Source organism: Bacillus sp. BC08 (assembly GCF_054326875.1).
The window spans coordinates 157,547-169,302 of the sequence record NZ_JBTGPA010000034.1; the positions used below are offsets into that span (position 1 = coordinate 157,547).

13 protein-coding genes and 1 pseudogene are annotated in these 11,756 nt (G+C 35.2%); 1 reads left to right on the forward strand and 13 read right to left on the reverse strand.

The genetic code is table 11. The features are described from left to right. Positions 1-49: 49 nt before the first annotated feature. The 12 genes and pseudogenes from ACXVYO_RS16920 to ACXVYO_RS16975 form a co-directional block, all read right to left on the reverse strand. A complete protein-coding gene (locus ACXVYO_RS16920; protein ID WP_002087303.1) occupies positions 50-208 on the reverse strand; it encodes a hypothetical protein in 159 nt (52 codons plus the stop codon). A 151-nt stretch (positions 209-359) separates the two neighbouring features. After that, the gene (locus ACXVYO_RS16925) at positions 360-521 is read right to left on the reverse strand and encodes a hypothetical protein (RefSeq protein ID WP_458467922.1); all 162 of its coding nucleotides are present in this window, start codon (positions 519-521) and stop codon (positions 360-362) included. Positions 522-815: 294 nt separating this feature from the next. Further along, a pseudogene (locus ACXVYO_RS16930) lies at positions 816-1,085 on the reverse strand (hypothetical protein); the annotation flags it as partial. Positions 1,086-1,621: 536 nt separating this feature from the next. Further along, positions 1,622-2,146, reverse strand: a complete 525-nt coding sequence (locus tag ACXVYO_RS16935; protein ID WP_000764214.1) for a nuclear transport factor 2 family protein — start codon at positions 2,144-2,146, stop codon at positions 1,622-1,624. 146 nt (positions 2,147-2,292) lie between these two features. Further along, positions 2,293-2,685 carry a nuclear transport factor 2 family protein gene (locus tag ACXVYO_RS16940; protein WP_001046367.1) on the reverse strand — a complete coding sequence of 131 codons (393 nt, stop codon included), beginning with the start codon at positions 2,683-2,685 and terminating at the stop codon, positions 2,293-2,295. 4 nt (positions 2,686-2,689) lie between these two features. Continuing rightward, on the reverse strand, positions 2,690-3,511 hold the full coding sequence (locus tag ACXVYO_RS16945; RefSeq protein ID WP_016082679.1) for an MBL fold metallo-hydrolase: 822 nt from the start codon (positions 3,509-3,511) through the stop codon (positions 2,690-2,692). Between the two features lie 173 nt (positions 3,512-3,684). After that, complete coding sequence (locus ACXVYO_RS16950; RefSeq protein ID WP_000448622.1) at positions 3,685-4,305, reverse strand: DsbA family protein; 621 nt, start codon at positions 4,303-4,305, stop codon at positions 3,685-3,687. A 477-nt stretch (positions 4,306-4,782) separates the two neighbouring features. After that, on the reverse strand, positions 4,783-5,754 hold the full coding sequence (locus ACXVYO_RS16955; RefSeq protein WP_458467923.1) for an ABC transporter ATP-binding protein: 972 nt from the start codon (positions 5,752-5,754) through the stop codon (positions 4,783-4,785). Next, positions 5,747-6,739 (reverse strand): ABC transporter ATP-binding protein, encoded by a 993-nt coding sequence (locus ACXVYO_RS16960; RefSeq protein WP_458467924.1) that lies wholly within the window; start codon positions 6,737-6,739, stop codon positions 5,747-5,749. The genes ACXVYO_RS16955 and ACXVYO_RS16960 overlap by 8 nt, the downstream gene beginning before the upstream one ends. A gap of 26 nt (positions 6,740-6,765) precedes the next feature. Continuing rightward, the gene (locus ACXVYO_RS16965) at positions 6,766-7,617 is read right to left on the reverse strand and encodes an ABC transporter permease (protein ID WP_073518896.1); all 852 of its coding nucleotides are present in this window, start codon (positions 7,615-7,617) and stop codon (positions 6,766-6,768) included. 6 nt (positions 7,618-7,623) lie between these two features. Beyond that, entirely contained in the window at positions 7,624-8,574 is a 951-nt protein-coding gene (locus ACXVYO_RS16970) for an ABC transporter permease (protein ID WP_458467925.1), read from the reverse strand. Positions 8,575-8,633: 59 nt separating this feature from the next. After that, positions 8,634-10,223 (reverse strand): ABC transporter substrate-binding protein, encoded by a 1,590-nt coding sequence (locus ACXVYO_RS16975; protein ID WP_458467926.1) that lies wholly within the window; start codon positions 10,221-10,223, stop codon positions 8,634-8,636. A 471-nt stretch (positions 10,224-10,694) separates the two neighbouring features. On the opposite strand from ACXVYO_RS16975, the gene ACXVYO_RS16980 reads away from it, so the two are divergent. Next, positions 10,695-11,033 (forward strand): hypothetical protein, encoded by a 339-nt coding sequence (locus tag ACXVYO_RS16980; protein WP_458467927.1) that lies wholly within the window; start codon positions 10,695-10,697, stop codon positions 11,031-11,033. Positions 11,034-11,140: 107 nt separating this feature from the next. On the opposite strand, the gene ACXVYO_RS16985 is transcribed toward ACXVYO_RS16980, so the two are convergent. Next, positions 11,141-11,653, reverse strand: coding sequence for a protein kinase (locus ACXVYO_RS16985; RefSeq protein ID WP_458467928.1), 513 nt, complete (start codon positions 11,651-11,653; stop codon positions 11,141-11,143). Positions 11,654-11,756 lie beyond the last annotated feature (103 nt).

An 11,756-nucleotide genomic window follows, 5' to 3' on the forward strand; every position in this document is an offset into this window, starting at 1 on the left:
AAACATCTGGACTTTAATAGCCAACTAAAAAATGCAAACAAAAAGACCTTTAATCAGTCGTTTTGTTTGCATTTCCTTTTTCTAAAACCACAGAAAAGATAAGTACTATAGTTAACACCATAATAAACCTTACTTCACTTCCATCACTTACAAAAAATGAATACAAAGTATAAATTAAAATTAATATTCCATAAATAACTTTGTGCAATGAACTCCCCCCTTTTTTGCCGTATATATTTTAGTGTAAAAATTTAATTCAAGCCCTATATCACAATGAAAATAAAAAGCATCTGTGATATACACAAAGTGCTTTTCTCTTGTCAATTTATCTATTTTCACTATATTTATCTATTTTCTTTTTATAACTCAAGCTTCTTCGAATCGTACTTTTCTAGAGTTTGCTGCAATTCATTTTGTTCATATAGAATATGCTGATCTGTCTGTACATCTTCAACATTTGCTCCACCTGCTAATAATCTCCTGTACTTAAAAGAGTGCCCTGTTAATACTGTTTTAATCATTTTGTATCGCCCTCCTTTTGTTTGATTACTTGTATCATAAAACAGGTATCTGAAGTTGATATGTAGTCTATCTAGAGTGTATGTAAATTTAGAAAATCTCTAATAAAATGTTTGTATTATAACTTTACCACCAAAACTATTGCTCCAAACACCATGATTTGAAGAGAAAGTCCCCCATGTTCTAGCCTCAATTCTTCCTACAGTTCTATATTCAGTAAAACTAGTTAATCCCTATAATATAAAAAGAGCACCACTTTTTGGATGCTCCTCGTTATAACTATATATTATTTAATTTCCTTCTTTTGCTGATACCATTTTTCCTTCTTGAGAATCTGTACCTTCTGTTCTTTCAACTGTTTTTGCGTTTCCTTTAGGAGTTGCTGGCACTGCATCTTTAGGTAAATCAAAGTTTTGTGAGAAAGACGTTGTTCCATCTACACTCTGTGTAATTACTTGATTTGAACTACCTTCATTTGACTTTAAATTGTCCATTTTCGCATCATCTGCACCTCCTGCTACCAATCCTGTACTTAAAAGTGCTCCTGCTAATAATGTTTTAATCATTTTTCATTACCTCCTGTTTATTTGTAATATTCATCAAAAAAGTATCTAGAGTTAATGTTTTAGTCATTATCTTTATCTACTTGCTTTTTGATTACATTTAGCATAAGACAAGAATCTATAGTTGATATGGACTGCATCTGGAGATTATGTAAAGAAAAATAGATGATCCATTGTATATCCTAATGGATGCTTAGACAAGATTGAAACTTTATATGAATTTGAATAATTGAGTTCCCCTTTGTTTTTGGGTGTAAGGGACTAACCCTTTCTAATTTGAAAGCAAACTTTTTATAAATTGAAGAATTAAAAGAGGTGGGGATCTTACTGCCCATTAATGCGGGATAAAAGAAAACCGCCTGAAATGATGTGTAATCGAATAGTAGTACATAAAAAAATACAAGTAACAATAAATTAAATCTCGTTAAAACAAAAAGGAGATGTCCCAGGCATGGTACTAGGACATCTCCTTTATTTATCTAAATTTCTAAATTCTATACAGCACTATCAATTAAACAATTATTAAATATATCTTCTATCTAAAACATCGTATTATCATTAGCTGCTTCACTTGGAATCTCTTGAATTACATCCCAGTGTTCGACAATCTTTCCATCCTTGATACGAAATATATCCACTATAGCAACTCCCTTATCTTGAGAATTAGTACGAGAATGTACATGAAGAGCAACTGTATCCCCTTCAGCTACTACACGTTTAATCTCTGCAGAGGAATTAGGATTTTTAACAAAATCCTCCTTAAAGAAATCCATGAAGGCTTTTCGTCCATCAGCAACAAAAGGATTATGTTGCTTATAATCTTCGCTAACATATTTAGGGATAATATCGATATTATGTTTGTTAAAAACTTCATTATAGAAATCAACTACCATCTTTTTATTCTTTTCATTTTCTTTCACTTCTTTTGATACAGAAGCAACATTCTCGCTCTTTATTGAGTTCCCTTTGTTATTACCGGTGGAAGCTTGATATACCAGAGTCGAAACTACTCCTAAAATAAATACAGAAATAATTGTTATGATTAAACTTTTCTCTAATTTCATATATACCTACCTCTTCTACTTAAATAAGTTTTCTTCTATAAAAAGTTTGAAGAAGGAGAAACCTTCCCAAAAATGTAATGTCAGGGGTAATGTTAGGAATTTCATTTATCCTCCCCCTATACAAGGCATATTAGAAACGATTAACTCTAACTTAATACCTCATTAACAGTTGCACTGTCCACAATTTGAATAAACTTCTTAACCTTATCGTTCTCATCAAACTTATAAAGATGACAAAAATCTGCTACAAATGACTTCCCTGTAGCTTTATATGTTCCACTATATTTTCCATACACAATAACAGTATTGTTATTAAAAGTATAAATTTCATCTTTAGCGCTATAGTCATCCCATTCCGTGCCAAGACGTTCATGTACGTTTTTCACTACTTCATCTGGACCTATATAAGTACCTGCATATGGAAACCCAGCAGCTTCTGTCCAAGATACATTTTCACTTAAATACGTTTTGAACGCATCCAATTTCCCTTCGCCAGTTAACACATACGTTTCATGTAATAGTTTTTGATATTTATTCATATCATTAACCCCAAGGCATTTCTTTTGTTACAACTTTTGCACTTAATTCTAATACACCTTTATTTGCATAGTCTGGATATGCTGCTTCAAGTTTTGCCACAAAATCTTTTGAAGTTCCACTTTCCTCAGAAGCTTGAACCGCAGTTCTTAAATAATCCATTGTCGCAGTAAGTGCTTGATTATTTAGAGATTTTTCGATTGATCCATGGCTTGGTACAATTATGTCAGCATGTAATGCTTGTAACACTTTCAAGTTCTCAATCCACGCCTCCATCGCCGCTTTTGAGCTAGTATCCGCTAGGAATACATGTATTTCGTTAAATACATCAATACCACCAATTAATACTTTCAGCTCTTTATTAAATAAGCTAGTTCTGTAATGATCTAAGCCTACTAGTTCAAATGTTAACCCCTGAAAATCAATCGCTTTTTCTTTAAACACTTGAGGTAATACCACGTTACTTGGCGCATTTTCTCCAAGGGCGTCTTTCCAAACTTTTAATTTCCCTAAGACAGAATGAACGATATGTTCAACAGTAGACTCCGTAGCATACGCTATAGCTTCTGGGTAAGCAGCTTTAATATTTTCTAATCCAAAGTAGTAGTCTGGATCCCCATGAATAATAAAGATTTTATCTAGAGATAAGTTGTTTTTTTTCAAATACTCTACAATTTCTTTCGAATCAGATTGAGTAAATTTTGAGTTTATTAAAAATGCATGTCCTGCTTTCTCAACTAATGTTGCTGTGACCATAAAGCTTTTTTCGTCCGAACTAAACACCGTTAATTTCACATCTTTTTGATTTGTATCGATTGTTTTAAACATAGTATGTTATTCTCCTTTTGTTAAAGTTATTAACTAATTATCATATTTTTATCTTGTTCCGATAAAATCTCCCACTCCCATTTATCTGAAAGTGTAATAGTACTGGCGAATATTACGGAGATGAATGTCAGGTGGCCTAAGATAACATGTTTGCTACTATATCCTAAATTTTCTTAATATAAATTTTTAAAACGCGCTTCAATTTTATCCGGCGTCATTACGCCACCACCAATAGGAATAATTTGATTATCCTTTTGTAAAAGTAAGGAAGGATAGCTATTAACACCAAGCTGTCGAACTTTATTGAAATCATTTTGGACATCTATTATTGTTTCTTGAGCGTTTAAACGTTCTAATACTTGTTCAGGGTCCAAACCATGCTCGATTGCAATTTTGCGATATGTTTCAGGATCACTCAGACTTTGGCCCTCATAATAAAACGCTTTTTGCATAGCCGAAGTGAATTCTAATAAACGGTCTGGCGCTAATGAGCGTAAAGCTGAAAAGCCAATTGCAGCATCTTTCGAATTCATTTTAAAAGTCCCTTCCTCCACCAATTTTTGATATGAAGGACCAAATTCAGCACCTGTAAGTTGATTAATTCTTTTATTTCCTTCTTCTATATATGAGAAGTTTTTCATTGGTAAATTATCTAAAAATAACCCTCCACATAAAACCGTTAATGGCACTTCAGTGTGGTTTTTGTAAAATCCTTTAATACTTTCTGAAAAACCATAGCACCATCCACAATATGCATCCCATACGTAAATAAGGTTATCTTGTTTCGTCTCCATTTAAATCTCCTGCCTTTTTTTTATTATCCAGCTCAACTAAATTTTTGGTTTATATAAGTACATCTTTTTATACCTTGTTCTTTTTTAGATACCTTACTATATTTCCCCAAAACTAATATTTCCAAAGAAAGATCCACCAAGGTTTTTAACAAAAGATAACGTTGCACCTTATTGCCCCGTAACAGAAAATACTAAAGCTTAGAATATGCATTGATTTGAATGTGTTAGTAACTTTCTACACCGGGTGGCAACGTATGGACCACCATCCTTAATTAAATATATAAATCATATTTTTAGCAGATATTAGTTGTAACTAAATTGATTACATCTTTATGTAACTATTTTAGTTACAACTAATATAGAAGTCAATTCTTTTTTTCGAAAACATTAAATTTCTACATTAATCTACAACCAATCCCACATCACGTTCACCTACAAAGAAAAAAAGCACCAGGTCCCCCGATGCTTTCCCCCACTCTAAAACAAATGACAAGCCACCTCATGCCCCTTCGCAATCTCCACCATCTTCGGTACTTCCTGTGCGCATTTTTCAGTGGCGAATTTGCAGCGCGTTCTGAACTTGCAGCCGGATGGTGAGTTGAGTGGGCTTGGTACTTCTCCTTGCAAAATGATCCTTTCTTTCCCTATGTTTGTTGGATCTGGTTCTGGCATGGATGAGAGTAGTGCTTGTGTGTATGGATGTGCCGGTTTTGTGTATAGGTCTTCACTGTCGGCAATTTCTACTATGTTTCCTAAGTACATAACTCCGATTCGGTCTGATATGTGTCTTACCATGGATAGGTCATGTGCGATGAATAAGTATGTGACGCCTGTTTCTTCTTGAATATCCTGCAGCATGTTTACGACTTGCGCTTGGACTGAGACATCTAGTGCTGAGATTGGTTCGTCACATAAGATAAAATCTGGTTTTACAGATAGTGCACGCGCGATGCTGATGCGCTGGCGCTGGCCTCCACTAAATTCGTGCGGATAGCGATATAAATGTTCTTCTTTTAAGCCTACCTTTTTGAGCAGGTCTAATATGATTTCTTTTTGTTCTTCTTTTTCGTAAGAGCCGTGAATGTTCATTGGCTCACTAATAATTTGGAATACATTCATCGACGGATTTAATGATGCGTATGGATCTTGGAAAATGATTTGCATTCGTTTTCTATATTCTTTTAGTTCACTTTCTTTTAAACTTGCGATGTCTTTTCCGTCGAATAGGATGTTCCCTGAAGTGACATCGTGCAGGCGAATGATGCTTCTTCCTGTCGTTGATTTTCCGCAGCCCGATTCTCCTACTAGTCCGAATGTTTCACCCTTTTTAATTGTGAAGCTTAAGTCATCGACTGCTTTTAATTGCCCCGTTTTTCTGCCGAATAGTCCCTTTTTAATAGGAAAATACTTTTTTAAGTTCCGAACTTCAATTAAGTTTTCTTCATGCATGTGATTCACCTACTGTCTTATCGTTTAACCAGCACATGGAACGTCTTTCGTTTCCGATTTCAAAATATGGCGGACGCTCTTTTTCACAAATGTCCATCGCATGCGGGCAACGCTCTGCGAATGGGCAACCTTTTGGCGGGTTTAATAAGTTTGGCGTTACACCTTGAATTGGCGCGAGTCTTTCTTTTACGCCGTTCGATATTTTCGGCAGAGAGTTTAATAGCCCTTTCGTATATGGATGATTCGGCGATTGGAAAATATCAAGTACGGGTCCTTCTTCCATAATAAGCCCGCCATACATAACGATAACGCGTGTACAGTTTTGTGCAACTATTCCTAAGTCATGCGTAATAAGAAGTAACGCCATGTTCGTTTCGTTTTTTAAGTTTTTCATTAAATCTAGTATTTGTGCTTGTATCGTTACATCAAGTGCTGTCGTCGGTTCATCCGCAATGAGGAGGTCTGGGTTACAAGACATCGCCATTGCGATCATAACCCGCTGTTTCATACCGCCGCTTAGTTCATGCGGATATTGTTTCACCCTTTCTTCTGGTGAAGAAAGACCGACTTGTTTTAACAAGTTGACCGCGATGTGCTCTGCTTCTTTCTTTTTTACTTTTTGATGCCGTATAATTACTTCCGTCATTTGCTTTCCAATTTTTACGACTGGATTTAGCGCAGACATTGGATCTTGGGATATAAGTGAAATTTGATTTCCTCTAATAGAACGCAATTCTTTTTCAGATTTAGAAAGGATATTTTCATTATGAAAAAGGATTTCCCCTTCTTTCACTTTTCCTGGTGATGTAACGAGAGACATAACAGACTTCGCCATCACACTTTTCCCGCTTCCAGACTCCCCAACGATACCAACTACTTCTCCTTTATTTAAACGAAATGTAACGCCGCGAACCGCTTCTACTTCTCCGCTTTCTATGAAAAAAGAAGTCTTTAAACTCTTCACTTCTAATAGTTTTTCAGACACGCTTCTCACTCCTTTCACGTAACACTTTAGTTTTCATTTCCAGCTCCCTTTGGCGCAAAGGCTTTCTTCAATGCTTCACCAATTACGTTAAAACTAAGTACCGTTAAAAGGATAAGGAATCCTGGGAAGAGCGTTAAATACCAAGCTTCGCCAATATACCCTTGCGCATTGTTTAGCATACTGCCCCAAGAAGAATCTGGTTCTCTAATACCTAAACCTAAAAAGCTAAGTGATGATTCCATTAAAATCGATGTCGCAATTGTTAATGTCGCGGCGATAATAATGGTCGATAAAATGTTAGGAATGATATGTCTTACAATAATTGTGAGTGATTTTTGTCCAGATACTTTTGCATATAAAACGTACTCACGCTCTTTTACAGATAGCGTCTCTGCCCTTACAATACGAGCGGTGTCCATCCATGTTAGTAATCCAATAATAAGAACTAACGTCGTAATTCCTGGTTTTAAATAAGCATTTAATAACAGCATTAGGAAGAATGATGGAATTGACATAAGTACTTCAACAATTCGCATTAAGAAGTTGTCTAACTTTCCGCCAAAATATCCGCTAATTGTTCCAACTGCGGTCCCGATTGTAATGGAAACAACCATTGCAAGGAAACCGACCGCAAGTGAAACTCTTCCACCATATAATGCCCTCGTTAAGTAATCCCTTCCATAATCATCCGTACCGAAAGGATGACTCATACTCGGTTCTTGTAAACGATCTGGAATCGACATTTTACTAGGATCGTACGGTGATACGAATGCAAAAATGGATGCAACCGTTAAAACCGCAAGTATAATAACTCCCATTAGTACAAACTTATTTTTCGTAAAACTACTTTTTATCGTTTGAAATCTCCTATTATTCATTCCAAATCACCCCCTCATTCGAATGCGCGGATCTACTACGCCATATAAAATATCAGCAATTAAATTACCGAGAATTAACATGAACGATGATAACAATGTGATTGCCATAATAATTGGATAATCAAATCTAAAAATAGCATTTACCCCAAGTGAACCAAGACCCGGCCATGAGAATACTGTTTCTGTAATAAACGCTCCGCCTACTAAACTTGGAATAGATAATCCGAAAATTGTAATGATCGGTATTAATACGTTTCGAAGTACGTGATTAAATAAAACTGTTTTCTTCGAAGCGCCGTACGCATATTGAATTTGTACATAATCTTCTTCTAATTGCTGGATTGTGCTTGAACGAATATATCTCATATAAACAGAGACGTTTTGGAACGCAAGCACCATACAAGGTAAAATACCGTGCTGCACAATATCCCAGACGGAATCTTGACCGACTGTACGCATACCCATACTCGGAAGAAGGTTTAACTTTAAAGAGAATAAGTAGATTAATAGTAAAGCGAACCAAAAGACTGGCATTGAGATTCCCACATAAGAGATAAAGTTCACAACGCGATCAAAAATAGAATTCTTTTTCACACCTGTAAGTAGTCCTAGTGGTATTGCGATTACAAATGAGACGAGTAAAGACGATCCCATTAAGCCGATTGTCGCAGGTAACCTTTCTACAATAAGGTCTAAAACAGGACGATGGTTTTGAAGTGAATAACCAAAGTTCCCTGTTAAAATATTTTTTAACCATAAAATATATTGCATATAAATTGGTTGATCTAGCCCTAAACTTTTACGAATACGCTCAACATCAATTGGGCTCATATTCGGCGTGACAAAGTTTCGAACCGGATCGCCCGGTGCTAGTTTTATTAATAAAAAAGAAATAATAGAAATAACAAATAAAAGCGGAATTGCATTTAAAAGCCTCTTCGCAATTACTTTATACACAAACTTCCCCCCTCAAGATAAAGAAGCTGATTTCCACCAGCTTCTTTACTGTTTGTTTCTTATTTCACTTCATAAATCTTAGATAGATCTTCAAACATTGTAACTGGAATTGCTTTTGCTTCTTTCAATCCATCAAACTTTTTATCTACTGCAATAACCGCTTTCGGATATGCGATTGGTAGATAAGGTAAGTCTTCTCTAGCTGTCTCTTGAATTTTATGGTATAGTTCTGCTCGTTTCGTTTTATCTGTTTCAACTGCAGCTTCTTCCCATAATTTATCGAAATCAGCGTTTTTATAACGTGCATAATTGTATTCAGCATTACTTAAGAATAAGCTCTTATATGAATCTGGCTCAGGTCCCATTATGTAACCACCGAATGTAATATCATATTCTTTATTCGCTTTATCTAAGCTTTTTTCACTTGCTGCACTAGCATCCAATGCATTCAGTTCAACTTCTAAGCCAACTTCTTGTAATTTTTGTTGTGTATAAAGCGCTAAGCTTTCCATAATTTTATTATTCGTTACATACATAACGCGTACTTTTTCTTTATCTTTCACGCCAGCTTTTGCTAATAAATCTTTTGCTTCTTTCTTATCATACTTATAATCTTTAATGTCTTTTGCATAATACATAGCGTCTGGCGTTAAGATTGAATTTGCTGGTTCTGCAAATTGACTAGAAACGAATGCTGAGTTAATCATTTCTTTTTTATCTAACGCATGCGCAATTGCTTGGCGCACTTCTTTTTTCTTCATAAGATCTGTATTTTGGTTATAAGATAAGTAGAATAATCTACCTTCAGGGAATGTCACCATTGAGAAGTTCCCTGTACTATCTAATTTCTTAAAGTCTTGTGGCTCAATCATCTTCATGTTGATTTGACCATTTTGCAGTGAAACATTTGCTGTATTACGATCTTTTACAACGCGATATACGATAGAGTCTAATTTCGCTTTACCACCTACATAATCATCGAATCGATCTAATGCAACGTACTCATCTGATTTATACTCTTTAAACTTAAATGGACCTGATCCTACAGGCTCTAAGTTTTTCTTACTCTTCGCTAAATCTGCTTCTCCTTCAAATACATGTTTCGGAATTGGGAAGAAATCATTCATCACACCTTCAAAAGATGCACTTACTTGTGGTAAAACGAATTGAGTCGTTAGCTCATCTACTTTTTTCACCTCAAGCGGCTTTCCTTTAAAGATAAAGTTTTCACGGCTTGAACTATTTTGCTTCTCATCTAAAATAGATTGGAATGTAAATGCAATATCGTCTGATGTAATTTTCTTACCGTCATGCCATTTCAAATTATCCTTTAGTTTTAAAGTCCATGTTAATTGATCCTCTGAAGGCGTAAAGCTCTCAGCAAGAACAAACTTTTTCTTACCGTCTTCCATATGATACAGCGGTGCATATAAAGCTTGCTGCACAGTTAACGACACACGATCATTCGCATAAAGCGGATTCATCGTATCTGGATTATCACTAACACCAATCGTTAACGTTCCTCCATCTTTCGGAGTCCCTGATTTACTAGTGCCTGCTTGCTTCGAAGAATCTTTCTCCCCAGAACAAGCCGCTAATGCAATAAGTAATAGTAGGACAAATGGTAATGCAAATAATTTTCGTTTCATCTTTCGGCCCCCTCGAACTAGTTATACCCATAAGAAAACTCGGAATTAATCCCGAGTTTTCTTATAAGTTTTAAATTACCACTACCCGTATGTATTGTCAAACTTTTTCGCAAAGGTAGAAAGTTTGAAATCTATTCATGCATTCTTGCGGTAAACTATATTTATGCGGAGGGGAAAATAAAGTGAAACTTTAATCAGTGGGGGTTTTCTTCATCCCCCACTGATTATTAGCCCTCACCAATCGGACTTTTATGGGCAATTGATCCCCCACCTAAATTCTTTGCTTTCGCTGAATTTTGAGGTGGGGGTCTTACTGCCCATTAAAGTGGGATAAAAAGACCTCGAATAGATGGCCTCGTAAAATGAATAAAAAAACTAGCAACTTACAGAAAATGCCTCTAAAATGATTGTTTTATATGATCGAAAATGTAGAATGAAATTAAAGACAAAAAACACATTTAGGAGGTTATCATGACATTTGATGAATTGAAAAAAACCAAACCAACAACCTCATGGGTTGAGTATGATGAAGATGGAGAATTTTTCACTGAAGAAAATATAAGTGCAACAAATACGGTTCTTGACACTTACATTAACAATTTGCAGCAATTAGGGAAGAACCCAACCGAAGTCGAAGTAATGCGAGTTGTTAAAGAGGTCGTTATTAAATTAAATGAACTAAACATCGAACATAACCATTTTATCGAAACAATGGAAAGAGAAGATCTCTATGAATTTATCGATGCAGCTGCACGAATAGCTGGCTTAAAATCCGAAGAAGATATAACAGAAGAATGGCGGGAATGGTAAAAAAGCTGCATACTTGGTGTCTAAATTTATTCCTTCATAAAACTTTGTCCCTTATTCTCCAATTGGGAAATAAGGGACAAACAAAGACAATCAAATACTGATATATATTAAAATCTCCATTCATTTCCCATTACTTTAAAATACATCTTTTCAAATCCCCTAAAATACTTACTGTAAATACTTAATGTTTCAATATACGTATGAATAACTTCGCTTAAATCAAAATGAACACCATTTTTAGCTAAGTCATAGCTATCATCTAGACCATATAATTCAAAGTATTCCACCTCCCAATGCACACCCCTGTTGACTAAAAGTCTGGTGGTGCATTTAATTGATTCTTCAATCGTCAGTTCATGTACTTTTAGTTTTTCATGAATGATGGAAAGAGTTAATTTAATAGTGTATTCTTCATCAACCGTGCTACTAAACTCAAATAACTTCCCTTCCATATCATCTATCTTTGCTTTAGACATTAAGGATATCTCAATTAATTCATATGGTGGATTTTCACTTACTTCAATCAATTTATCACACCATTGAATTACTTCCGCTTTACTCCACAACCCACAGCAAAGTCCTAAACCATAAATATGGGTTAATTTTCGAACTAGATCCAAAGTTTCTCACCTGCATTTTTGTTTAATTCCAACAGAATATATGATACATCACATTTTGGATGCATACAGGCATTATAAACAAAAAGAACACTACAATCTCACT

What these genes read in the sequence shown, in the direction of transcription:
- ACXVYO_RS16925 (WP_458467922.1), bottom strand. Translation starts at nt 521, where the DNA reads ATGATTAAAACAGTATTAACAGGGCACTCTTTTAAGTACAGGAGATTA.
- ACXVYO_RS16935 (WP_000764214.1), bottom strand. Translation starts at nt 2,146, where the DNA reads ATGAAATTAGAGAAAAGTTTAATCATAACAATTATTTCTGTATTTATT.
- ACXVYO_RS16940 (WP_001046367.1), bottom strand. Translation starts at nt 2,685, where the DNA reads ATGAATAAATATCAAAAACTATTACATGAAACGTATGTGTTAACTGGC.
- ACXVYO_RS16945 (WP_016082679.1), bottom strand. Translation starts at nt 3,511, where the DNA reads ATGTTTAAAACAATCGATACAAATCAAAAAGATGTGAAATTAACGGTG.
- ACXVYO_RS16950 (WP_000448622.1), bottom strand. Translation starts at nt 4,305, where the DNA reads ATGGAGACGAAACAAGATAACCTTATTTACGTATGGGATGCATATTGT.
- ACXVYO_RS16955 (WP_458467923.1), bottom strand. Translation starts at nt 5,754, where the DNA reads ATGCATGAAGAAAACTTAATTGAAGTTCGGAACTTAAAAAAGTATTTT.
- ACXVYO_RS16965 (WP_073518896.1), bottom strand. Translation starts at nt 7,617, where the DNA reads ATGAATAATAGGAGATTTCAAACGATAAAAAGTAGTTTTACGAAAAAT.
- ACXVYO_RS16975 (WP_458467926.1), bottom strand. Translation starts at nt 10,223, where the DNA reads ATGAAACGAAAATTATTTGCATTACCATTTGTCCTACTATTACTTATT.
- ACXVYO_RS16980 (WP_458467927.1), top strand. Translation starts at nt 10,695, where the DNA reads ATGACATTTGATGAATTGAAAAAAACCAAACCAACAACCTCATGGGTT.